The organism is Bradyrhizobium ottawaense (assembly GCF_900099825.1).
GTDB lineage: Bacteria > Pseudomonadota > Alphaproteobacteria > Rhizobiales > Xanthobacteraceae > Bradyrhizobium > Bradyrhizobium ottawaense_A.
Map to the genome: position 1 here is coordinate 2,890,856 of NZ_LT629693.1, position 22,468 is coordinate 2,913,323.

General features: G+C 62.7%; 20 protein-coding genes and 1 tRNA gene. 16 read left to right on the forward strand and 5 right to left on the reverse strand.

Going from position 1 to position 22,468, the window contains the following annotated elements; translation table 11 throughout:
• Positions 1-61 precede the first annotated feature (61 nt).
• Positions 62-1,351, reverse strand: a complete 1,290-nt coding sequence (locus tag BLR13_RS13470; RefSeq protein ID WP_244525174.1) for an MBL fold metallo-hydrolase — start codon at positions 1,349-1,351, stop codon at positions 62-64.
• Between the two features lie 59 nt (positions 1,352-1,410).
• Between BLR13_RS13470 and BLR13_RS13475 the strand changes: the two genes are divergently transcribed.
• Positions 1,411-2,280 (forward strand): metallophosphoesterase family protein, encoded by an 870-nt coding sequence (locus tag BLR13_RS13475; RefSeq protein WP_349532616.1) that lies wholly within the window; start codon positions 1,411-1,413, stop codon positions 2,278-2,280.
• A gap of 45 nt (positions 2,281-2,325) precedes the next feature.
• Here BLR13_RS13475 and BLR13_RS13480 read toward each other — a convergent pair whose 3' ends face one another.
• Positions 2,326-3,138, reverse strand: a complete 813-nt coding sequence (locus BLR13_RS13480) for an MBL fold metallo-hydrolase (protein ID WP_074831561.1) — start codon at positions 3,136-3,138, stop codon at positions 2,326-2,328.
• Positions 3,139-3,210: 72 nt separating this feature from the next.
• On the opposite strand from BLR13_RS13480, the gene BLR13_RS13485 reads away from it, so the two are divergent.
• The 3 genes from BLR13_RS13485 (at position 3,211) to BLR13_RS13495 (ending at position 7,183) form a co-directional block, all read left to right on the forward strand.
• The gene (locus tag BLR13_RS13485) at positions 3,211-3,831 is read left to right on the forward strand and encodes an IclR family transcriptional regulator domain-containing protein (protein ID WP_079586354.1); all 621 of its coding nucleotides are present in this window, start codon (positions 3,211-3,213) and stop codon (positions 3,829-3,831) included.
• A gap of 494 nt (positions 3,832-4,325) precedes the next feature.
• Complete coding sequence (locus tag BLR13_RS13490) at positions 4,326-5,843, forward strand: amidase (protein WP_074823297.1); 1,518 nt, start codon at positions 4,326-4,328, stop codon at positions 5,841-5,843.
• A 32-nt stretch (positions 5,844-5,875) separates the two neighbouring features.
• Positions 5,876-7,183: an MFS transporter gene (locus BLR13_RS13495; RefSeq protein WP_074823295.1), complete on the forward strand. Its 1,308-nt coding sequence runs from the start codon at positions 5,876-5,878 to the stop codon at positions 7,181-7,183.
• A 145-nt stretch (positions 7,184-7,328) separates the two neighbouring features.
• Here the strand turns inward: BLR13_RS13495 and BLR13_RS13500 are convergent.
• Positions 7,329-7,405: transfer RNA gene (locus BLR13_RS13500), tRNA-Met, on the reverse strand.
• Positions 7,406-7,760: 355 nt separating this feature from the next.
• Here BLR13_RS13500 and BLR13_RS13505 point away from each other — a divergent pair.
• The 10 genes from BLR13_RS13505 (at position 7,761) to BLR13_RS13550 (ending at position 17,684) form a co-directional block, all read left to right on the forward strand.
• The gene (locus BLR13_RS13505) at positions 7,761-9,368 is read left to right on the forward strand and encodes a GMC family oxidoreductase (RefSeq protein ID WP_171944964.1); all 1,608 of its coding nucleotides are present in this window, start codon (positions 7,761-7,763) and stop codon (positions 9,366-9,368) included.
• A gap of 147 nt (positions 9,369-9,515) precedes the next feature.
• The gene (locus BLR13_RS13510; protein ID WP_074823288.1) at positions 9,516-10,031 is read left to right on the forward strand and encodes a CvpA family protein; all 516 of its coding nucleotides are present in this window, start codon (positions 9,516-9,518) and stop codon (positions 10,029-10,031) included.
• Between the two features lie 118 nt (positions 10,032-10,149).
• On the forward strand, positions 10,150-10,932 hold the full coding sequence (locus tag BLR13_RS13515) for an SDR family oxidoreductase (protein ID WP_074823285.1): 783 nt from the start codon (positions 10,150-10,152) through the stop codon (positions 10,930-10,932).
• Between the two features lie 20 nt (positions 10,933-10,952).
• Positions 10,953-11,942: an NADPH:quinone reductase gene (locus BLR13_RS13520; RefSeq protein ID WP_074823283.1), complete on the forward strand. Its 990-nt coding sequence runs from the start codon at positions 10,953-10,955 to the stop codon at positions 11,940-11,942.
• A 40-nt stretch (positions 11,943-11,982) separates the two neighbouring features.
• Entirely contained in the window at positions 11,983-12,834 is an 852-nt protein-coding gene (locus BLR13_RS13525; RefSeq protein ID WP_074823280.1) for an MBL fold metallo-hydrolase, read from the forward strand.
• Positions 12,835-13,079: 245 nt separating this feature from the next.
• Complete coding sequence (locus BLR13_RS13530; protein ID WP_074823278.1) at positions 13,080-13,922, forward strand: fumarylacetoacetate hydrolase family protein; 843 nt, start codon at positions 13,080-13,082, stop codon at positions 13,920-13,922.
• Positions 13,923-14,137: 215 nt separating this feature from the next.
• Positions 14,138-14,752 carry a glutathione S-transferase family protein gene (locus BLR13_RS13535; protein ID WP_074823271.1) on the forward strand — a complete coding sequence of 205 codons (615 nt, stop codon included), beginning with the start codon at positions 14,138-14,140 and terminating at the stop codon, positions 14,750-14,752.
• Positions 14,753-14,774: 22 nt separating this feature from the next.
• Positions 14,775-15,980 (forward strand): serine hydrolase domain-containing protein, encoded by a 1,206-nt coding sequence (locus BLR13_RS13540; protein WP_074823268.1) that lies wholly within the window; start codon positions 14,775-14,777, stop codon positions 15,978-15,980.
• A gap of 37 nt (positions 15,981-16,017) precedes the next feature.
• Positions 16,018-16,887 carry an MBL fold metallo-hydrolase gene (locus tag BLR13_RS13545; protein WP_074823265.1) on the forward strand — a complete coding sequence of 290 codons (870 nt, stop codon included), beginning with the start codon at positions 16,018-16,020 and terminating at the stop codon, positions 16,885-16,887.
• The gene (locus tag BLR13_RS13550; RefSeq protein WP_074823262.1) at positions 16,884-17,684 is read left to right on the forward strand and encodes an enoyl-CoA hydratase/isomerase family protein; all 801 of its coding nucleotides are present in this window, start codon (positions 16,884-16,886) and stop codon (positions 17,682-17,684) included. The genes BLR13_RS13545 and BLR13_RS13550 overlap by 4 nt, the downstream gene beginning before the upstream one ends.
• A 49-nt stretch (positions 17,685-17,733) precedes the next feature.
• Here the strand turns inward: BLR13_RS13550 and BLR13_RS13555 are convergent, their stop codons facing one another.
• Complete coding sequence (locus BLR13_RS13555) at positions 17,734-18,276, reverse strand: methylated-DNA--[protein]-cysteine S-methyltransferase (protein WP_074823260.1); 543 nt, start codon at positions 18,274-18,276, stop codon at positions 17,734-17,736.
• Positions 18,277-18,460: 184 nt separating this feature from the next.
• On the opposite strand from BLR13_RS13555, the gene BLR13_RS13560 reads away from it, so the two are divergent.
• A complete protein-coding gene (locus BLR13_RS13560) occupies positions 18,461-19,279 on the forward strand; it encodes an alpha/beta fold hydrolase (protein ID WP_074823257.1) in 819 nt (272 codons plus the stop codon).
• Positions 19,280-19,285: 6 nt separating this feature from the next.
• Here the strand turns inward: BLR13_RS13560 and BLR13_RS13565 are convergent, their stop codons facing one another.
• Complete coding sequence (locus tag BLR13_RS13565; RefSeq protein ID WP_079587897.1) at positions 19,286-20,959, reverse strand: adenylate/guanylate cyclase domain-containing protein; 1,674 nt, start codon at positions 20,957-20,959, stop codon at positions 19,286-19,288.
• A gap of 613 nt (positions 20,960-21,572) precedes the next feature.
• On the opposite strand from BLR13_RS13565, the gene BLR13_RS13570 reads away from it, so the two are divergent.
• On the forward strand, positions 21,573-22,346 hold the full coding sequence (locus BLR13_RS13570) for an outer membrane protein (protein WP_074823249.1): 774 nt from the start codon (positions 21,573-21,575) through the stop codon (positions 22,344-22,346).
• Positions 22,347-22,468 lie beyond the last annotated feature (122 nt).

The following is a 22,468-nucleotide window of genomic DNA, read 5'->3' on the forward strand; positions in this document are numbered from 1 at the left end:
ACCCCTGTCATCCCAAACAACGCTTTCGCCCCCTGCCCGAACATCGCCGCAGTTGCCCGAGCTAGACGTTGATCCATTTCCCGTCGTCAACGAGTACGACATTGTCGAAAAGATCCGGAAACCGTTCCCGCTGAAACGTGTGAATCGGAATGAGCCGTTTCGGTACGATCGCCGAAGCCAGCCGCTTCAGGTCGCCGGGGCTTGCGTGTCCGGAGGTGTGGATCGTCTCGAACGGGATACCGCGGCTGTCGCAGTCCGCCTTGAGCGCCTCGCCTGAGCCGCCTGCGCCCAGATAGCCGTCCCACTGGGACCAGAACACCCTGGCGCCCTGCAAGGCCTTAGCCCGATCAAGATCACGCATCATCCAGCCGCGAAACAGCATGACCGATCGCGAGGCTTGTTGCGCCAGTTGCTCCGGCCACAGTCTGAAGCCGCGATAGCTGTCGACGAGAGGCGCGATGTTCTTCTTCAGCAACTGCACGCGCTGGCTCTGGGGAATATAGACGGCCAGATTCGACCAGCCGGGAGCGGGCTTTGGAATGCTGTCGTGTCCGGTGGCTTTCAGGACCTCCGCCGCATAGGCATCGACGATCAGAGTCCGGCCGGCCTGCTTTGCCGCACGATACACGGTCACCACTCGATCGATATTTTGGGCGGAGCAAGCGACGAGGGCCATCCCCTCCGTTGACCTGAAGCGATCGATGAAGCGCTCTTCCAGCGCTTGCTCCGTCAGAAATGCTTGATCGTCCGCCAGGCGCCCGAGGCTGGAGCCCTCCATCAACATCGTATCGACGTTGCGAGGCGGCGTATTGACGAGCGCTTCGAACAGCTTGCCCTTGCGACCGTGCGCGCGCAGATCGCCGGAATAGAACAGGCGCTTGCCGTTTGCCTCGACCTCCACGGCATAGGCATCGAATCCGGAGTGATCGACCAGATGCGGCAGGATCGCGAAAGGGCCAAGCTGGATTCGTTTTCCGTGCTCCAGATATTGCGCCGCATTCAGCGCGATCGCGTCAGGCACAAAGTCGGCCGCCGCCCGCATGATACTTTCGGTCGCCTTCCCCATAACGACAGGAATCTGGCGGCTGACCTTCGGGACAAGCCCCCAATGGTCCCGGTGTCCGTGCGACAGAACAATCGCGAGCAGGCTCGGCTTGCCTTCCGCAAGCCCATCGACGTCGGGAAGCGGCGTGGATGCGAGATCGGTGGCATTGAGCGGCAGCCCCAGGTCGAGCAAAATGCGCTGGCCGGAGCTTTCCAGTTCGACACATGTGCCGCCAATTTCTCGTGTTCCCCGATGAATTCGTAGCTGCACCCAATGTCCTTTTAGATCGCGCCGGAAGCCGAACACGGTATTGCGGTGATACCATCCAGACAAGTCGCGAGCTCGGCCGGCGCCGATTCGACAACATGATTTTGGCGACGTGGCTTACCGATGCGCTACCTTGCTGGATTCAAACGAGGCCCGGAGAAATTTACACGTTATGGAATATTTCGAAAAAATATTTATCTGGTACCGGACCTCCTGGCCGTGTCATCTGCCGCACCGCGCAATGGATTTGCTTCATGAATGGCTCGATCGTCTTTGCAATTGGCGATATTCACGGGTGTTTTGACAAACTGAAAACGCTGTTGGCGGTCTGCGATCTGGTCGGCGACGGACGAGACGCTCGCTTTGTGCTGATCGGGGACTATATCGATCGGGGCCCCGACTCCAGAAAGGTCATAGACTTTTTAATCCGGAAGCAGGTTCCCGAACCGGATCGCTTCATCTGCCTTCGGGGCAACCACGAGGACATGCTGATCGCAAGCGCCCACAGCGATCGCACCGACCGGGATCTCATGAATTGGTGGGCAAATGGCGGCGAACAGACTCTCGATAGCTACGGTGTCAATGATCCGAGCGCCCTTCCTGCCGATCACCTCGCCTGGATCAAGGCACTGCCGGTGCAATTCAGCGATTTGAACAGGCTGTACGTACACGCAGGCATTCGACCGGGACTGCCGCTCGCGGAGCAATCCGAGAGAGATCTGCTTTGCATACGTGAGCCGTTTCTTTCGTCTGACGCCAGCCATGGTTCGTTCGTCGTGCACGGCCATACTCCCACAAAGTCGAGACTTCCGGACCTGCGTCCGAACCGGCTCAACCTGGATACCGGCGCCTGCTTCGGCGGCCCGCTGACAGCGGCGATGTTCACGGCTGATAGACTGCTGCCCGCCCTGTTTGTGAACAGTGATGGAAATGTCTGGCGCCCCGCATCCGTGCCCAGCACGATCTAACCGATCAAACCCAGGCCGGACTCCCGGCGAGGTTGAAGAAGAGGCTCACGCCTGATCGGAAATCGTCGCGAGGTATCGCCGGACCGACATCTCGAAGGCAGCCTTCGCATCGCTGCCGATGTTTCTTCCCCACCACGCGCCATAGATGCGATCGAACGTGAGCGGCGCGACCGCGTGCGCAATTCGCTGCACCGCCGCCGCGTTGAGGGGAATGTAGTTCGGGTAGCTATACATGAAGCTCAGGGAGCGGCGATCCATCGCCACCATCGCGACATCGCCGGTGAGCAGCGCGCCCTGCCCTGCCGCGCCCGCGCGCCAATGAAGGATGGTGCCGCCGGCAAAATGGCCGCCGGTCCGCACCAGCAGGATGTCGTCCGACAGCCGGTGGCTATCGCCACTCCACGGCACGATGGCGGGATGCGACCGCGTGACAAAGCCGCGATCGTCGCCATGCAGATAAACCGGCACGCCGCCGAACGCCTCGCTCCAGTCGGCGACCGCGCCATAATAATGCGGGTGCGAAATCGCAATCGCCTTCAGGCCACCCAGCGAGCGGACATACTCCACGGCTTCCGGCGTGACGAGCGGCACGCAATCCCACATCACGCAGCCGTCGGCCTCGGGCACCAGCAGCGCACGTTGCCCGATCGCAAAGCCCGGCTCGACGCCGATACCGGGAATGCCGAGATCGTCGCGCCACACCAGCCGGTGACTTTTCGCGAATTGTTCGCGCGAGAGCCATGTCTGGCCCTTCCAGTTCACATATTGCCGCTCGTCCTCGCAGACCAAACACGCCGCCGGCGGCACGTCGCTGTCGGGAAACTGGGCACCACATTGTTCGCAGGTCCAGAACGGCATCGGCGTCACTCCCACCGGAGCGAACAGTTAGCGCAAAACGAAAAGGCCCGCCAAGGGCGGGCGGTTTTGCTGATGTCGTCATCAGTTTGGTTGCGGGGAGGCGCAACCACCGATACCGACATTCGCTGGTGGCGGCCATTTGTGGAGCGTTTGTTCCGAGCCAAACAGCAATCCTGGTCCACAATGAGCCAATTTACCCGCCAACACAATTGGCCGATCGGGCTCGCCAAGGTCCGGGGCGCCGTTGTGGTGCTTCTCCACAGCACCGCGCCGCAAAGTCCGCTGTCGTTCGAGCGAGCTGGATACAATCGGACCTATCCGCTCATACCCAGCGCGCTCGGGCAGGCCTACCTGGCCTTCTGCCCTGCGGAGGAACGACGGCGTTTGATCCGGGAGTTGCTTCCTGAAGCGGAGCTCGCCGTTTTGGGTATGCGCGACGCCCGAGCGCTCGAGGCGCATCTCGCCGTGGTTCGGCGCCGTGGCTACGCCGTGACATTGTCGCCCCGCCCCTTCAAGGTGCTTGGGCTCGCGGTTCCCGTGCGGCAGGGCCGCCAGGTGATCGCGTGTCTCGTGATGCGTTTTCCTCGATCGGTCATGACGCACGAACAGGCGGCCGATCGTTACCTTGGACCACTCAACACAACTGCGCGTACCATTGTTGCAGCGCTCGCAGCGCAGGACAGCGCAAGTTGATCGCTGCGATAATCGATGTGACGGCTGTTAGCGCCTGGCCAACGTCAGTGTTTTTCCGGATGTCCGCTCAGTCCGGAACACGCTGCACTCGACGAACGGCTCATGTAAACTCGCGGCCGCTCCTTGATTCAGGCATCGCGCAAGACGGTTTTCGACGCCGCATTGCTGCTGAAGCGTCCTGCTGTCTTTGAGATTCTCCGCCCTGACGGCATGTGAGTTTGGTTGCAGGGGATTTGAACCTGCGAGCTAAGTTACTGATGTTGTTGCGGTTGCCTCCCACCGGCCTGGAACAGGTCGGAGCGGCCAGAGCGATGGCAAGCAGCTGCCCCAAGCGACGACGCAGGTCGTTTGGGCAGCTAGGATTGTCTACTGTATTCTGCTTTGCAACCACGATATTTCATTATTACTGGCAAATATCGCACATTGCGCGTGACGATATTGTATATAGTATACAATCTAGTGGTATGCCCTCATCAACGCCAGGAGGAAACTGCTTGAACGCTTTAGACCTGCCCTGTCCTGACGACAGCCGGGGCAGCCTTTGCTTCGCGCCACTCTGGCGCGCCGTGCAGTGGCTGCAGTCCGGACAAACCAGCGCGGCCGAACTGGTGGACGCTTGCGAACACGCCTACCTCGCCGCGAACGCGACCGTTAACGCGATGGTGGTGGCAGATTTCGAGGGCGCTCACCGGGCCGCCGCCGAAAGTGACCAGCGTCGGCGCGCCAACGCCGCGCTCGGCGCGCTGGATGGCATTCCCTTCAGCATCAAGGAATCCTTCGACGTGCAGGGATGGCCCACTACCTGCGGCAGCCCCGCCCACGCCACTCATTGCGCGAGCCAGGATGCGCTTGTGGTCGAGCGCCTGCGGGCGCAAGGCGCTGTGCTGCTCGGCAAAACCAACGTGCCCCTCGGCCTGCGCGACTGGCAGACCTACAACGCCCTCTATGGCACGACCCGCAATCCGCGCGACCCGAGCCGGACGCCAGGCGGATCGTCGGGAGGTAGCGCGGCGGCCGTGTGTGCTGGTATGAGCTTTTTCGACATCGGCTCGGACATCGGTTCGTCGCTGCGCAATCCGGCACATTATTGCGGTGTGTTCTCGCACAAGAGCAGTCTCGGCATCGTGCCGTTGACGGGCCACGGAACTGCGGCCCCTGGGTTTGCCACCCAAGACATCAACGTTGCCGGACCGGTGGCCCGCAGTGCGCACGACCTCGAATGCGTGCTGCAGACAATTGCTGGACCCGAGGCGGACGAGGCGCTGGCCTACCACCTGACATTACCGCGCTGCGCGCATACGGCATTGAGCACGTTCCGCGTTGCCGTTCTTCCCAGCCACCCCTTTGCCGAAGTCGACGCGGAAGTGAGCGAGACCATTGAAGCGCTCGGACGGTGGCTGGAGAGCCAGAATGCGAAGGTTAGCTGGCAGGCGCGCCCCGACATCGATGCGATCGAGTTGTGGCACATCTATATTCTGCTGCTCCGAGCAACCACATCCATCTACACGGACGACGCGGCTTTTGCCGCTCTGCTCGACCGGGCGGAACCTAATTCCACCGACCACAGCTATGCGGCCCTGCAATTCGTCGGCGCCGGCATGCACCACCGGCGCTGGCTGCACCTGCAGGCGGCGCGCAGGCGCTTCGCTCAGGCATGGCAGCGGTTCTTTTGCGACTACGATGTGCTGCTGTGCCCGGCTGCCGCCACGACCGCGTTCCCGCTCAACGAAGCGGGTGAGCCGTGGCAGCGCGTGCTGTCCGTCAACGGCAACCCGCAGCCGATGACGACCCAGCTATTCTGGGCCGGGTATTCTGGCTTGTGCGGTCTGCCGTCGACCATAGCGCCCATCGGCCCCGGGCACAGCGGACTGCCGGTCGGCGTGCAGATCGTCGCTCCGCGCTTCGGCGATCTGACGTCGCTGCGTTTTGCCCAGCTGTTGGAGAGTCACGGTCACGCATTCGAGCCGCCGCTGGCAGTTACGCCGGCGGCGCAAGGTGTTCACGGCCAGTGAAGGCCACGTACAACGGTAAGAAGGGGGCGATAATGCTGGATTGGTTTAAAGAGTTGTCACGCATGGAACGCAAGGGCTTCTATGGCGCGTTCCTCGGACACGCGGTCGACATCTTCGACTTCATGATCTATTCGTTCTTGATCCCCACGCTGCTTCTGCAGTGGGGCATGAGCAAATCGGCGGCGGGCGCCATCGTCACGTGGACGCTGGTATCGTCCCTCGTGGGCGCGATCGGTGCGGGGCTGCTGGCGGACCGCTACGGTCGCGTGCGCGTGCTGCGCTGGACGATCGTCGTGTTTGCGGTAGCTTGTTTCCTGTGCGGCATGGCCAATTCGCCCGAGCAGCTCATGATCTTCCGCACCATCCAGGGGCTTGGCTTCGGCGGTGAATCGTCGCTGTGCATGGTGCTGGTGACGGAGATGATCCGCAATCCGGCGCACCGAGGCAAATATTCCGGTTTTACCGCAAGCAGCTTTTCGTTTGGCTGGGGCGCCGCAGCGATCGCCTATGCGATCACCTTCAACCTGTTCGCGCCGGGCATTGCTTGGCGGGTTTGCTTCTTCCTCGGCATCCTGCCGGCGCTGGTAGTGGTGTATTTGCGTCGTAATCTGGAAGAACCCGAGCTTTTTCTCAGGAGCCGCGCGCGGCAGAACGGAGCGTCGCCGGCGCAGAGCTTCATGCGCGTGTTCCGCAAACCGCTGATGAGAAAGACGGTGCTGTGCAGCCTGTTGTCCGGCGGCATGCTCGGAGCGTATTACGCGATCGCCACCTGGCTGCCGACCTTCCTGAAGACCGAGCGCGGCTTGTCCGTCTTCGGCACCAGTTCGTATCTCACCGTGACCATCCTCGGCTCGTTTGTCGGCTACGTGGCCGGCGCCTACGCCACGGACCGCTGGGGCCGCCGCCTGACCTATATTGTCTTCGCGGCAGGCGCCTTCGCGATGGCGCTGACGTATATGGTGATCCCCATCTCCAATACGTCGATGCTGTTCCTCGGCTTTCCGCTCGGAGTAATGATGCAAGGCGTGTTCTCCGGCATCGGCGCGACTATCTCGGAGTCGTATCCGAACGACGTTCGCGCGACCGGCTATGGCGTGTCCTACAACGTGGGCCGTGTCATCGGTTCGCTCTTCCCGCTGTCGGTGGGATGGCTGAGCAGCAATGGCACCTCTCTGCCGCTGGCGATCGCTCTGGTGGCCGGCGTTGGTTATGCCATGGTGATCCTCTCGGCCGCACTGCTGCCGGAAACCACCGGCATCGAACTGGACGAGACAACTGGTGAGGGCGTAACCGTCCACGACGACGGGCGCCAGCAGGCACCCGCGGGCCGGCTTGCGTGATCACGGGGACTGCGTGGTTTCGTCTGAATAGGCCGGAACGGGTGGGGACTCGTCGTCGCCTGAAACGGCAGGCGACCCACTCGCCAAACAAAAATGGCCCGCGCGAGGCGGGCCATTTTCTCATCGGGACCAGTGTGTCCGAATTTGGTTGCGGGGATAGGATTTGAACCTATGACCTTCAGGTTATGAGCCTGACGAGCTACCGGGCTGCTCCACCCCGCGTTAAACCGTTGCGATGCCGTCTCAAAAGCTGATCCGAAGCGAAAGCGGCCAACGCTTTGGGCGTCGATCGTCCCGACCGGAGGCTTCCTGAGAAGGCAACCCGGGCAAAGCCATCGGGTGCGAGCGGTATGTATCAACGTGCACCCGCTTTGGAAAGGCCAAAAGCTACCGTTTTTGAGGTTTTTGTGACGCCGGAAACGCGGCAAAACCATCCCATGGAACCGGCCTTGCCATAAACGCCGCAAAAGCGGAGTTTCCGGACAAATACCGGCGGGTAAACCGCCTGGGAGCCGCTCCGGGTCTGGTCCTTCGGACCACCCGGAATGACGAACAAGAACAATTGGGGGAAATGCGCGTGACGGATACATACGATTTCGTGGTGGTGGGCGGCGGCTCCGGCGGCTGTACGGTGGCGGGACGGCTTTCGGAGGATCCGCAGACCTCGGTGGCGTTGCTGGATGCCGGCGGCAGGAACGACAATTGGGTGGTGACGACGCCGTTCGCGCTGGTGCTGATGGTCGCCGGCAACGTCAACAACTGGGCCTTCAACACCGTGCCGCAAAAGGGCCTCAACGGCCGCATCGGCTATCAGCCGCGCGGCAAGGGGCTCGGCGGTTCGTCGGCGATCAACGCGATGGTCTATATCCGCGGCCACCGTGCCGACTACGACCGATGGGCCTCGCTCGGCAACACCGGCTGGTCCTTCAACGACGTGCTGCCCTATTTCAAGCGTTCGGAAAACAACGCCGATTTCGGCGGCGAGTATCACGGCAAGGACGGCCCGCTCTCGGTCAATAAATTGCGCACCGACAATCCGGTGCAGCAGATCTTCCTGCAGGCGGCGCAGGAAGGACAGTTTCGCCTGCGCGAGGATTTCAATGCCGACGAACACGAAGGGCTTGGCATCTACCAGGTGACGCAGAAGAACGGCGAGCGCTGCAGCGCCGCGCGCGCCTATATCCACCCCCACATGGAGAACCGCGCCAACCTGCGGGTCGATACCGGCGCGCACGCGACCCGCATCCTGTTCGAAGGCAAGCGTGCCGTCGGCGTAGAGTACCGCCAGGGCAAGGAGCTGAAGCAGATCCGCGCGCGGCGCGAGGTGATTGTCGCTTCCGGCGCGTTCCAGACGCCGCAACTGCTGCAGTTGTCCGGCGTCGGCGATGGCGCAGCGCTTGGCAAGCACGGCATTGCGAGCGTGCATCATCTGCCGGGCGTTGGCGCCAACCTGCAGGACCATCCGGATTTCGTGTTCGGCTACATGTCCGACAATCCGAACTTCAACGGCCTCTCGCTCAAGGGCATCCCGCGGCTGTTGCGCGCGATCGGCCAGTACCGGCGCGAACGCCGCGGGCCGATGACGTCGAATTTTGCCGAATGCGGCGGCTTTCTGAAGACCCGGCCCGACCTCGATATCCCCGATATCCAGCTCCATTTCGGCATGGCGATGGCGGATGATCACGGCCGCAAGCGCCACCGCGGCACCGGCTTCACCTGCCACGTCTGCCTGCTGCGGCCGAAGAGCCGCGGCACGGTTTCGCTCGGCAGCGTCGATCCGTTCGCAGCCCCCCTGATCGATCCGAACTTCTTCGGCGACGAGGCGGATCTGGAAACCATGGTCGCGGGCTTCAAGACCACCCGGCGGCTGATGGAGACGCCGGCACTGAAAGCCCTGCAGAAAAAGGAAATGTACACCGAAGGCGTGCACACCGACGACGAGATCCGAAGCCTGCTGCGCCAGCGCGTCGATACCGTCTATCACCCGGTCGGCACCTGCAAGATGGGCGTCAACGATCCCATGGCCGTGGTCGATCCCAAGCTCAGGGTATACGGCCTCGAGGGCCTGCGCGTGGTCGACGCGTCAGTGATGCCGACGTTGATCGGCGGCAACACCAACGCCCCGACCATCATGATCGGCGAAAAGGCCGCCGACATGATCAAGGCCGAGATGCGGGCAAGCTAAGTTGCTTTCTCGCTATGGCCGGGCAAGAGCGCGAAGCGCGTCTTCGTGCCCGATGTCCCGGCCATTGCTTTTTTACAGACGATTTTAGCGATCGCGAACCCGGTTCCTTGACACGTCAGTCGTATTGGAACCGGCGGAGCGTTCGCCATGAACAATTTCGATGCCATTGTCTGTGTCGGCCTGGTGTTCGCCGTGGTCACCGGTTTCAATACCGGACTGGTGCGCAGCGCGGTCACGATCCTGGCGTATGTGGTGGCAGCGCCGATCGCGATGTGGGCGATGTCCGCGCTGTCGCCGCCCGCGAGCGGCAATCTTGCCTCGGCCATGGCTCAGAACGGGTTGGTGTTCTTCGGCATTTTTCTGTTCGCCGGCATGGCGCTCGGAAAGCTGGCGCGGGTGGCAGTCGACGAGGCCACCGGATCGCAAGCCGGCATCGTGGACCGGCTCTGCGGCGCCGTACTGGGCGCGGTGCGCGTCGGCCTGATTGCGGTTACCGTCGTTCTGGTCGTCGACCAGCTGCTGCCGCCACGACTTCAGCCGCCCTGGCTGACCGGCTCGCAACTGCGGCCATGGCTCTCCGCGGCCGGGCAAAAAGGCGTCAAATCGCTGCCGCCGGATGTCGCCGCCACCCTCGATCGGCTGAAGCGAAACCAGCAGATATAATAGACTTACTGATATGCGTTTCGACCGGCGTGCAGCCACTTATCATGCCTGCCTGACTTGGCTACAGTGGCCCCATCGGAACTTTCAAAAAATCACCTGACATAACGGGAGTGAAACTGTGGATCTTGGGATCAAAGGCCGCCGCGCCATCGTGTGCGCATCCAGCAAGGGACTCGGGCGCGCCTGCGCGATGGCGCTGGCCAACGAGGGCGTGCATGTGACGCTGACGGCGCGCGGCGCCGAAACGCTGAAAAAGACCGCCGATGAAATCCGCAAAGCCCATCCCGGCGTCACGGTGACCGAGGTCGCCGGCGACATCACCACGCCTGAGGGGCGCGATGCCGCGCTGAAAGCCTGTCCCGATCCGGACATCCTGATCAACAATGCCGGCGGCCCGCCGCCCGGCGACTTCCGCAACTGGACTCGCGACGACTGGATCAAGGCGATCGACGCCAACATGCTGACCCCGATCGAGCTGATCAAGGCGACGGTGGACGGCATGATGGCCCGCAAGTTCGGCCGCATCGTCAACATCACCTCGGCCGCGGTGAAGGCGCCGATCGAGATACTGGGTCTTTCCAACGGCGCCCGCGCCGGCCTCACCGGCTTCGTCGCCGGCATCTCGCGCAAGACCGTCATCAACAACGTCACCATCAACGGCCTGCTGCCCGGCCCGTTCGACACCGACCGCCTGCGCGGCACGGCGAAGGGCGAATCGGAAAAGCGCGGTCTTCCCGTCGAGCAGGTGCTGGCGGAACGCGCCAAGCTCAATCCGGCCGGACGTTTCGGCACGCCCGAAGAATTCGGCGATGCCTGCGCGTTCCTGTGCAGCGCCAAGTCCGGCTTCATCACCGGCCAGAACATCCTGCTCGACGGCGGCGCATTCCCGGGCACGCTCTAGTGCCGCCGGAGGGCCGTTAGATGAAGGCAGTCTGGTACGAACGAACGGGCCCCGCGCTCGAGGTTTTGACCTATGGCGAGATGCCGACGCCGGTGGCCGGCCCGGGCGAAGTCCGGGTGCGGCTGGAGGCGTCCGGCGTCAACCCCGCCGATGTCGGCCGCCGCGGCGGCAGCTATCGCACGCTGGAATATCCGCGTGTGATTCCGAACAGCGATGGCGCCGGGATTGTCGATCAGGTCGGCGACGGCGTCACGCGATTGCAGGCCGGCCAGCGGGTCTGGCTGTTCAACGGCCAGCGCAACGGCCGCGCCTTCGGCACCGCGGCCGAATACATCACGCTATCAGAACATCTGGTGACGCCGCTGCCGGACAACCTGTCGTTCGCAGCCGGCGCCACGCTCGGCATTCCCGGCATGACGGCGTGGTGCTGCCTCTATTGCGACGGACCGATCGCGGGACAGACCGTGCTCGTCACCGGCGGCGCCGGTGCTGTCGGACATTATGCCGTGCAGCTCGCCAAGTGGGGCGGCGCCAAGGTGATCGCGACCGTCAGTTCGGCGATGAAGGCGGAACAGGCGCGGCTCGCCGGCGCCGATCTCGCCATCAATTACCGCAACGAGGACGTCATCGCGAAAGTGCTGGCCTTTACCGGGCAGCGCGGCGTCGACCGCGTGGTCGATGTCGATTTCGGCGGCAACATCGAGATCACCTTGAAACTGATGGCCATGAATTCGACCATCGCGGTCTACGCCACCAACGGCAACCGGACGCCGCTCGTCCCGATGCGCGACCTGATGGAAAAATGCATCGCCCTGCGTGCGCTGGTGCTGTTCGCGCTGCCACCGCCGCTGTTGGCGGCAGGACAGGCTGACATCACGAAATGGCTCACGGCCGGCACCCGTCTTCACAACGTCGCCGGTCAGTTCGCGCTGTCGGACACCGCGCAGGCGCACCTGGCCGTGGAAAAAGGCGACAAGCTCGGCACCGTCATCGTCGACTGCGCGCGGTGAGCCGCAGCGAGAACGCCAGAATAAAACAGGGAAATGCCGGATGCACTGGAATGTGGGCAAGGTCAAAATCACCAAGATCGTCGAAATGGAAACCGTCGGCAGCACCCGCTTCATCCTGCCGCTGGCGACCAACCAGGAGATGCAGAAACTTCCCTGGCTGATCCCCCATTTCGCCACCGAGGAAGGCCGGCTGAAAATGTCGATCCACTCGCTCCTGGTGGAGACGCCGTCGCGCCGGATCATCGTCGACACCGGCCTCGGCAACGACAAGCAGGGCCGCAACGTGCCGACCTGGAACAACCGCCAGGATCCGTTCCTCGACACCCTGACCGCGGCAGGTTTTGCGCCCGACAGCATCGACACGGTGCTTTGCACCCATCTGCATGTCGACCATGTCGGCTGGAACACAAGGCTGGTCGACGGCAAATGGGTGCCGACTTTCCCTGGGGCGCGCTATGTGTTCGGCAAGACCGAATATGAGCACTGGCGCGACCATAGCCACGAAGAGCCGGACAAATTGGCCGTCTTCAACGATTCCGTGAAACCCATCGCCGATGCCGGCCGGGCCGATCTGGTCGCCTCCGACGCCAGGCTTGCGGACGAGATCACCCTGATCCCGACCCCCGGCCACAGCCCCGGCCATATCAGCATCCACGTCACGTCGGACGGCCACGAAGCCCTGCTCACCGGCGACGTTGCCCATCATCCCTGCCAGATGGCCCATCTCGACTGGTCGTCAACGGCGGATTCCGACCCCAAACAATCCGCGGAGACGCGGCGCGAGCTGTTCTCGCGCTTTGCCGACACGCCGACGCTGGTGATCGGCGGCCACTTCAATGCCGGCCATATCAAGCGCGAGGGGGCTGCCTTCAAGTTCGTCGCCTTGGGGTGATGCCGCTCCGCTTCCCCTCATGGTGAGGAGCGCGTCTTCGCGCGTCTCGGGACGGCGCTACGCGTCGCCCTGCGAACCATGAGGCCCGCGGCCCATCCTTCGAGACGGCAGCGTTGCGGCCTCCTCAGGATGAGGGTGTGCAATGCAGCGGCGCTTTACATCGGCAGTTGAATTTCCCCCCGCGCTGTTCCAAAAGCATTCCAAGTCGAGAAGTCCACAAGAAAACCCGCCAGGGAGTGAAGAAAATGAAGCTTGTTCGTTACGGCGCCAAGGGTGCGGAAAAGCCGGGCCTGATCGATAAATCCGGCCAATTGCGCGATCTCTCCGCCCATGTGAAGGACCTCGACGGCGAGGCCTATGCGCCGGCCTCGCTGGCCAAGCTCGCCGGCCTCGATGCGTCCAAGCTGCCCGCCGTCGACGGCAAGCCGCGCTTCGGCGCCCCGGTCACCGGCATCTCGAAATTCGTCGCGATCGGCCTGAACTATGTCGATCACGCCAAGGAAACCGGCTCGCCGATCCCGACCGAGCCGATCTTCTTCATCAAGGCCAACACCGCGCTCTCCGGCCCCAATGATGCGGTCGAAAAACCCCGCGGCTCGACCAAGCTCGACTGGGAAGTCGAGATCGCGGCCATCATCGGCACCCGCGCCAAGTATGTCAGCGAAGCCGATGCCCTCAATCACGTCGCCGGCTATTGCGTCTGCAACGACGTCTCGGAACGCAACTTCCAGATCGAGCGCCTCGGTCAGTGGACCAAGGGCAAGTCGCACGACACGTTCGGTCCGGTCGGTCCGTGGCTGGTGACCAGGGATGAAATCCCCGACGTGCAGAAGCTGTCGATGTGGCTCGACGTCAACGGCCAGCGCCGCCAGACCGGATCGACCTCGACCATGATCTTCACCATGGCGAAGTGCATTTCCTACGTCTCGCAGTTCATGACGCTGCTGCCCGGTGACATCGTCACCACGGGCACGCCCCCCGGCGTCGGCACCGGCATGAAGCCGCCGCAGTTCCTCAATGTCGGCGACGTCGTCACCCTTGGCATCGAAGGCCTCGGCGAGCAGCGCCAGGAAATCATCGCGGCGTAAAGCCATGCATGGCGCTCGCGCGCGCTACCGTCATCGCGAGCCAACGGGTCGGGCGAATGCCCGCCCGATGACAAGCTCCGCGAAGCAATCCATCTGACCTCATAAAGAAAGACTGGATTGCTTCGTCGCTTCGCTCCCTTGCACAAACGCATCGCGTTTGTTGCAGGCAATAACGGGCCACTGCGTGATCGAGCATTTCCCAAGGAAAAAATGACATGAAACTCACCTTCTCTCCCGCCTCGCCGTTCGCCCGCAAGGTACGCATCGCCGCGATCGAGACCGGCCTGATCGACAAGATCGAGTTCGTTCCGGCAGCGGTCGCTCCGGGCCAGCCCAATGAGGAATATTCGAAGATCACGCCGCTGAAGAAGCTGCCGGTCCTGATCCTCGACAATGGCGACGTCATCCTCGATTCCTACGTCATCGTCGAATATCTCGACGAACTGGCCGGCGGCAACAAGCTGATCCCGGCTTCCGGCCCCAATCGGTGGAAGGTCAAGAGCGATCATTCCCTGCTGCAGGGCATGCTCGATTCGATGCTGCTGTGCCGCTACGAGAAAATGGTGCGCCCGGAAGGGCTGCGCTGGAGCGACTGGCACAAGGACCACTGGAATCGAGCCTGGGCCGGCATGGCGCGGTTCGAGAACAGGACCGACGTGCTGTCGGGTCCGTTCAACGTCGCCCAGATCGGCCTCGTCTGCGTGCTCGGCTATGCCGACTTCCGCTTCGCCGATTGCGGCTGGCGCAAGGCCTATCCGAAACTCGACGCCTTCCATCAGAAAATGCTGGAACGGCCGTCGGTGAAAATCTCGGTGCCGCCGACGGCGTAACAACGACAACGGAGACGGCAGCATGCGCGAGGATGGCAAGAAATTGCGACGCCTCGGCCTCGCTGCCGGCTTCGGTTTCGGTTTCGCGCTCGCGACCACCGGCGCGCTGGCCCAATTGAACGAAATGTCATTGGGCCAGCGAAACCTGGCCTGTGGGTCGCCGGCTGCACTCGACGATGGCTGGACCACCGCCTCCCCCGAAAGCGTCGGCCTCGACGGCGCGCGGCTCTGCGGCATCGCGGCGCGTCTGAAGGAAATGGAAGCCGACGTCCATTCCGTGGTCATCGTCCGCCACGGCAAGCTGGTGTTCGAACAATATTTCCCCGGCTATGACGAACCCTGGGGCCAGGACGGCGGCCAGCACACATTCGACGCCACCATCAAGCACGACATGCGGTCGGCATCGAAGAGCGTGGTCTCGCTGCTGGTCGGCATCGCCATCGACCGCGGACTGATCGCCAGCGTCGACGAACCGGTCGTAAAATTCTATCCGGAACACGCTGACGTCCAATCCGCAGGCTGGGACCAGATCACGCTCCGCCATCTCCTGACGATGTCGTCGGGCATGCAGTGGGACGAGAACCGCGGCTGGACCGATCCGAAAAACGACGAACCGCATCTCGGCAGCGAAGCCGATCCAATCCGCTACGTGCTGTCGAAGCCGGTCGCCAAGCCGCCGGACGCGCTGTGGACCTATAATGGCGGCAGCACCGATCTGCTCGGCAACATTCTCGAGCGTGTCTCCGGCAACCCACTGGAGGCCTTCGCGCGCGAGGTGCTGTTCCAGCCGCTCGGAATTAACGACGTGGAATGGATGAACTACCCAAAGAACGCCAAGGTTGCCTCCGCCGCCGGCTTGCGGATTCGGCCGCGCGATGCCGCCAAGATCGGCCAGCTCGTGCTCGACCAAGGGGCATGGCGCGGCAAACAGATCGTATCCGCCGACTGGATCGCGCAATCGGTCAGGCCGCGCTTTCAGGCCATCGGCTATTTCAGCGGATTATTTTTCTACGGCCAGCAATGGTGGCTGGGGCGGTCGATCTCCGAAGGCACGGAAGTGAAGTGGATCGCCGCAATGGGCTCGGGCGGCCAGCGCATCTTCATCGTGCCCGACCGCGACCTCGTCGTGATGACGACCTCGGGCCTTTATTTCCGGCCGCACCAGGGCGACGGCGCGCTGGACATGCTGACCAACGTCATCCTTCCATCCGCTCGCGACAAAAACTAGCGCGCCGGTCTCGCCAAGAAAAGATCAAGGAAGAACCATGAAACTCAACTTCACCGTCGGCGACCTTACCATCCACCGCATCATCGAGCAGGAAACCACGTTCCTGCCGGCGCTGGAGATGCTGCCGGGCCTGACGCCGGAAGTTCTGGCCGAGAACCGGTCATGGATGCAGAAGGCCGGCGCGCTCGACGACAAGGACGTACTGATCCTGTGCTTCCAGTCCTATGTGGTGAAGACGCCGCACCACACCATCCTGATCGACAGCTGCATCGGCAACGACAAGCCGCGGCCGCAGCGCCCGAAATGGAACATGAAGACCGACGACACCTATCTGCGCGCGCTGGCTGGCGCGGGCTTTACGCCAGGTGATATCGACTACGTGATGTGCACGCATCTGCATGTCGATCACGTCGGCTGGAACACCAGGCTCGAAAACGGCCGCTGGGTGCCGACCTTCCCGAAGGCGCGCTACGTGTTCGGCAAGACCGAATACGATTACTGGACCGAGCAGAATGCCAAGGCTCCCGTGCCGCCGTTCGCCGATAGCGTGCTGCCGGTGGTCGAAGCCAGACAGGCGGAGATTGTGCGCGACGATCACGCGATCGGCGATCACGCCCGCATCCTGCCGACCCCGGGCCATACGCCCGGCCATGTCGCCTTCACCTTCGGCCGCGGCAAGGACGACGCGGTGTTCTCGGGCGATCTGATGCATTCGCCGCTGCAGACGCGCTATCCGGAATTGTCGGCCAAGTTCGACGTCGACCAGCCGCAGGCCGCAGCGACGCGACGCGGCTTCATGGAGCGCTACTGCGACACTGATACGCTGTGCTGCACCGCGCATTTCCCCTCGCCGTCCGCGGGAAGGATTCGCCGCGCCGGCAACGGATTTTCCTGCGAGGCGATATGAGCTCATCCGAAGCGTTTGAAACCCTTTCGCTGGAAGCCGCCGGCGAGCACGTCACCATCGTCCGGCTGAACCGTCCCGACGCGTCCAATGCGCTCAACACCCAGATGGGCAAGGATCTCGTGCGCTGCTTCGAGGACGTTGCTCTCGATCCCAAAGGGCTGCGCTGCATCGTGCTGACCGGATCGGGCGAAAAAGCCTTCTGCGCCGGCGGCGACCTCAAGGAACGCCGCGGCATGACCGACGAGGCATGGACGCGTCAGCATGTCATCTTCGAACGGATGGTGCGGGCGCTGATCGATTGCCCGGTGCCGATCATCGGCGCCATCAATGGTGCTGCCTATGGCGGCGGCTGCGAGATCGCCGGTTGCTGCGACTTTCTCTACGCCGCCGAAAGCGCGCGCTTTGCGCTGACCGAGGTGACGCTCGGCATTATGCCGGGCGGCGGCGGCACCCAAACGCTGCCACGCGCCGTCGGCGAGCGCCGCGCCAAGGAGCTGATCCTGACCGGAAAACCCTTTACGGCAGCGCAAGCGCACACTTGGGGTCTCGTGAACGAAGTATTTCCACGGGCCGATCTGTTGCGGGAGGCGCTGGCGACGGCATCTCATATCGCCCGCAATGCGCCGATCTCAGTGCGGCAAGCCAAGCTGTCGATCCATCGCGGCCTGCAGTCCTCGCTGCGCGACGGGCTGGCGCTGGAGATCGAGGCCTATAACCGGATGGTTCCGACCGAAGATCGCCGCGAGGGCGTGCTGGCCTTTAATGAGAAACGGCCACCGAATTTCAAGGGGCGGTGAGGCTTCACCTCTCCCGGCGGGAGAGGTGAAAAGTCCGCGGCAGTCGGGCTCAGTCGAACAGGCTCGGCGTGTAATTCACCGGGGCGCCTTCGATCTCCAGCATCTTGAGCTTGGTCACCACGCCGCCATTGGCGGAGAAACCGCCGGGCTTGTTGCCGGCGGCCAGCACACGATGGCAAGGCACCACGATCGGACAGGGGTTGCGCCCGAGCGCCTGGCCGACGTCACGCGACAGCTCGACGCCGCCAAGCTGTTTGGCGATGTCGCCATAGGTCAGCGTCCTGCCCGGCGGAATTTTCCGCGCGATGTCGTAGACGCCGCGGTTGAAGGCGGGAACGCCGTCGAGATCGAGCACGACGTCGGCGAGGTCGTTCGGCCGGCCTTGCAGCAGTTCGACGATCCCGTCGATCGCGGCCTGTATACTGGCCGGCGGCGGCGTTTCAATCAGGTCGTCATGGCGCTGCTGCAGCCGGGTGCGGGTCATTTTCTCGTTGCCCATCGGCAATTGCACCGAGGTGATGCCGCGCTCGCCCCAGACAATGCCGCAGCGGCCGATCGCGGTGTCGAATATCGCAAAATGGTGCCCGGTCATGGCTGGCTCCAGTTCTCCGTTCAATGCCACCAGCTTCGTGTCGGGTCCAAATCTAGGCTTGGAGATTATTGCTATCCACCCGAAAGCTGAGGGAACTTGACGGCATAAACAACTTCCGATGATCTGGGGTTCTCACGTCGGCCATTCAATGGCCTCCAGCCACTCCCATCTTCACGAGCCTCCCATGCAAACGCTTCGCGTCAACGGTTATGACATGGCCTATCTCGAGGTCGGCGAAGCCGGCAACGGGCCGCCACTGGTGTGCGTGCACGGCTCGCTGTGCGATTTCCGGATCTGGTCGTCGGTGCTGGGTCCGCTGACGCGAAAACACCGCGTGATTGCGGTATCGCTGCGGCACTTCTTTCCCGACCATTGGGACGGTGTCGGCGATACCTATTCGATCGCCCAGCATGTCGACGACGTCATCGCCTTTATCGAGAAGCTCGATGGCAAACCGGTCGACCTGATGGGCCATTCCCGCGGCGGGCACATCTGCTTCCGCGTCGCCCAGCGCCGGCCGGACCTGCTGCGCAAGCTGATCCTGGCCGAACCCGGCGGCGAGCTCGACGCCACGCTCGATCTGGCGTTCAAGCCCGGCCCCTCGCCGCTGGCTGCGCGCATCGCGGCTTCCGCCGAGGTGGTCGCCCAAGGCGACATCGATGGCGGCTTGCAGATTTTCATGGATGCGCTGGAAGGCCCCGGCACCTGGAAGCGCCTGCCGGCGACGCCCAAACAGCTCTTGCGCGACAACGCCACCACGCTGATCGGGCAGATGAAGGACCAGCGCCCGCCCTTCTCCAAGGCCGATGCCGAGGCGATCGAGACGCCGACCTTGTTCATCGGCGGCGCCAATACCAAGGGAACGCTGCCGCAGGTGCTGCACACGCTGGCCGCGAATGTGAAGGGATCGCGCACCGAGATGATCCCGGGCGCCACGCATCCGATGTTCGAACAGGCGCCGCAAAAATATTGCGAGCTCGTGCTGGCATTTCTGGCGGCGTAAGCGCTGTTATTTTTGATCGAGGCGCCACGCGCCGTCCCAATCCGCTGGCGGCGGATTGGCTTGAAACTGCGCGACACGCCGGGCCATCGCCGTCGACGGCCCGTCGCCTGGAAAAGCTTCGAGCGCGGCATCGAACGCCTGGCGCGCGTCGTCCCAATGGCGGGCGCGATAAGCGGCCAGCCCCTCGGCATAGCGCTCCTGTAACCGCGACTGGTTGTCGTCGAGTTCGTCCTTGCGTCCCATGATCTCGAACACCGCCTCGGGATGGCTCTGGCCGACAACGATCAGCCGGTCGATCTCGCGAAACGCGACCGCGTCGCCGGCGGCCTTGATCGTCGGTTCCGAGGCCAGCGATGAGCTGCCGTAGATCTTGTTGGCGCCTTCCAGGCGCGACGCCAGGTTCACCGCGTCGCCCATCACGGTGTAGCTCATCATGAATTCCGAGCCGATGCTGCCGACCAGCACCTCGCCGGTGGCGATGCCGATACGGATCGTGCAATCGCTCGGGATGGTTCGCACGCCGAGCAATTCGGGCAGTTCGGTCCGCAACGCCACGCCGCGCTGGGCCATCTCGACGGCGGCGAGACAGGCCAGCCGCGCCTGCTCGTCGTTCTCGGTAAAGGGAGGGCCCCAATAGGCCATGATCGCGTCGCCGATATATTTGTCGATGATGCCGCGATGGCTGCGGATCGGCCCCGACATCGTCGACAGATAGTGGTTCATCACCTTGACGAGGCCCTTCGGCGTCATGCCCTCGCTGAGGCCGGTAAATCCCTTCATGTCGCAGAACAGCACCGTCATCACCCGCCGCTCGCCGTCGCTTGCCGTCAGCGACTTCGGGTCGATCAGTCCTTCGACGACGCGCGGGTCGACATACCTGCCGAAGGTTTCGCGCAGCCGCTCCTTGTGGCGCAACTGCTCGACCATGTTGTTGAACGCGGCGGTCAGTTGCCCGATTTCGTCACGCGTGGTGACGTCGATCGATCCGTCGAGCCGGCCGGCCTCGACCGCGCGGGTACCATCCAGCAGCCGCCGTACCGGCGTGGTGATGCCGGTGCTGATGAAGAGCGAGAACATCAGTCCGAGGATGGCCGCCAGTCCCGTCAGAATGGCCGATATCGTGATGGCCGTCTGCTGGTCGCGCATCGTCACGACGGAATCGCCGCGGACCTGTGCCAGCATGTCCGTGCGGATTTCCTCGACCTTCTGATTGAATTCGTCACGAAACGTGTCGGAGCGCGCCAGGATGGACCTGACTTCCGGAAAATTGCCGGCTTCGAGCGGCGACAACAGCCGCTTGTATTCCTCGCTGAGATAGCGTCGCAGATCGCCGTTGACGTGCTCGATCCGGTCGTCGATCCGGCCGAGCCGGGCGTTGTCGGATTCGGTTGAGGTATCTTCGATGATCGCATTGATCAGGCTACGCGCCGCCTGCGCTTCCTGCTCGATTTCCAGCCCCTTGGCCTCGTAGATCTTTTGACGGTCCGCAAAACCGGCGTTGTCCGGTGGCGATTGCATCTTCGCGATCACCATCCGCTGCAGCGCCAGCGACTGCTCCAGCGAACGGACATTCATCCGCGCCAGATGGCCGTAGGCTTCGACATATTTGCTGCTGAACTCGTCGAGCTGATGGGCAATCTTCCGCGTCATCACCGTCGACAGCACCGACGTGATCGCCATCAGCAAGATCAAGCCGATGGCAATGCCGAGAATGCGTTTTCGGATGGTCGGTCGCAGCACGGATCAGAACTCTGACAGGAGAAGCAGGATGGGGCGGCTTGAGCGGATGAGGGCAACGGATACGAAAGCCCAGCCGGTTCGCCCGGGCGTTGTTTAGCGCGCAGCGGTAAATTTAGCACGAGCGGAACGTGAAAATTGACGAGAATCTTCAACCGGATTGGATCCCGATCGGCCCTGCTCCCGAGACGGCAATCTGAGTCACGTCTCAGGCAGCGTCGTCAGCCGACAATGGCCCGGGGCGATGCGGCTTGACTTCTGGTTCCGGTGGCATCGCGGACATGGCGGGACCCGCTGCTGGATCGAACCGGTCGCGAATGACCCTCAGGCGACCTTCGAGGGGCTGCTGCCCTCTTCAATAGACAAAATCGCGCGGATCATACTCCTCACCCGAGCGATATAATTGGTTCAAGGCCAAAAGATCGTTGCTCTGTTACAACACTGCCTGTTTTTTTTAGTAATTGCCGTTTCTGCATAGGGAGCGTCAAAATTTCCACCTTACAGTCGTGCGACTGTTGCGCCACACAAGGCATTTTCTCAACCTAGGGGGGATTACATGAAACGTCTTCTCAAATATCTGGCGAGTGCCGCGATGCTGCTTATTGGTCCGTTGGCTGCGCATTCGGCTGATCTCGCCGTCAAGGCTCCGCCGCCACCGCTACCGCCCGTGTTCAGTTGGACCGGATTCTACGTCGGCGCCAATATCGGCGGTGCCTGGGCCGACAACAACTGGAGGGACAGCCTCTTCCTGACGAACTTCAACAACAACCGCAACAACGGCGTATTCATCGGCGGCGGGCAGATCGGCGGCAATTACCAGATCGGCAGCTTCGTCATCGGCGGCGAATGGGACTTCGACTGGGCCGGCAACAACAACGGCGGCACTGGAGTCATCATTCCGGGCGTTGGAAACATTGTGGTCACCAACAACAATCGCTGGATCACGACGGTGGCCGCCCGCTTCGGCCTTGCCGTCGATCACTGGCTGTTCTACGGCAAGGCCGGCGGCGGCTGGGTCGGCAACAATAACCTGACCGTCACCAACGTCACGACGGGCGTGTCGCTCACCTGTGGCAACTTCACCAACTGCGGCAACAACACCGGCGGCTGGCTGGTAGGCGCTGGCGTCGAATATGCGTTCACGAACAATTGGACGGTGAAGTTCGAGTACGATTATCTCGGGTTGGGCAACCGGACCCTCTTCATTCCGGCCGCGGCCCCGCTACTTGCCGGCGATACGTTCACCTCCAATAACCGGAATGTCCAGATGGTGAAAGTTGGGGTCAACTACCTGTTCAACTGGGGCGCACCGGTTGCCGCCAGATATTAATAACTGAATCCACTTTTGACTTTGGCGATCATAAGGGCTCCGGTTCTCGCACCGGAGCCCGTTCTATTTTACGGCGCGGACTCTCACGCGCTCGCGCGCGGCGGGGTTCGCGACGCTCGCGT

Bases quoted from the DNA above. Each gene is read 5' to 3' on its own strand.
- BLR13_RS13475 (WP_349532616.1), top strand. From the start codon at position 1,411: ATGATTTTGGCGACGTGGCTTACCGATGCGCTACCTTGCTGGATTCAA.
- BLR13_RS13480 (WP_074831561.1), bottom strand. From the start codon at position 3,138: ATGCCGTTCTGGACCTGCGAACAATGTGGTGCCCAGTTTCCCGACAGC.
- BLR13_RS13485 (WP_079586354.1), top strand. From the start codon at position 3,211: ATGTCGTCATCAGTTTGGTTGCGGGGAGGCGCAACCACCGATACCGAC.
- BLR13_RS13495 (WP_074823295.1), top strand. From the start codon at position 5,876: ATGCTGGATTGGTTTAAAGAGTTGTCACGCATGGAACGCAAGGGCTTC.
- BLR13_RS13510 (WP_074823288.1), top strand. From the start codon at position 9,516: ATGAACAATTTCGATGCCATTGTCTGTGTCGGCCTGGTGTTCGCCGTG.
- BLR13_RS13520 (WP_074823283.1), top strand. From the start codon at position 10,953: ATGAAGGCAGTCTGGTACGAACGAACGGGCCCCGCGCTCGAGGTTTTG.
- BLR13_RS13525 (WP_074823280.1), top strand. From the start codon at position 11,983: ATGCACTGGAATGTGGGCAAGGTCAAAATCACCAAGATCGTCGAAATG.
- BLR13_RS13530 (WP_074823278.1), top strand. From the start codon at position 13,080: ATGAAGCTTGTTCGTTACGGCGCCAAGGGTGCGGAAAAGCCGGGCCTG.
- BLR13_RS13535 (WP_074823271.1), top strand. From the start codon at position 14,138: ATGAAACTCACCTTCTCTCCCGCCTCGCCGTTCGCCCGCAAGGTACGC.
- BLR13_RS13540 (WP_074823268.1), top strand. From the start codon at position 14,775: ATGCGCGAGGATGGCAAGAAATTGCGACGCCTCGGCCTCGCTGCCGGC.
- BLR13_RS13545 (WP_074823265.1), top strand. From the start codon at position 16,018: ATGAAACTCAACTTCACCGTCGGCGACCTTACCATCCACCGCATCATC.
- BLR13_RS13550 (WP_074823262.1), top strand. From the start codon at position 16,884: ATGAGCTCATCCGAAGCGTTTGAAACCCTTTCGCTGGAAGCCGCCGGC.
- BLR13_RS13555 (WP_074823260.1), bottom strand. From the start codon at position 18,276: ATGACCGGGCACCATTTTGCGATATTCGACACCGCGATCGGCCGCTGC.
- BLR13_RS13560 (WP_074823257.1), top strand. From the start codon at position 18,461: ATGCAAACGCTTCGCGTCAACGGTTATGACATGGCCTATCTCGAGGTC.
- BLR13_RS13565 (WP_079587897.1), bottom strand. From the start codon at position 20,959: ATGGCGATCACGTCGGTGCTGTCGACGGTGATGACGCGGAAGATTGCC.
- BLR13_RS13570 (WP_074823249.1), top strand. From the start codon at position 21,573: ATGAAACGTCTTCTCAAATATCTGGCGAGTGCCGCGATGCTGCTTATT.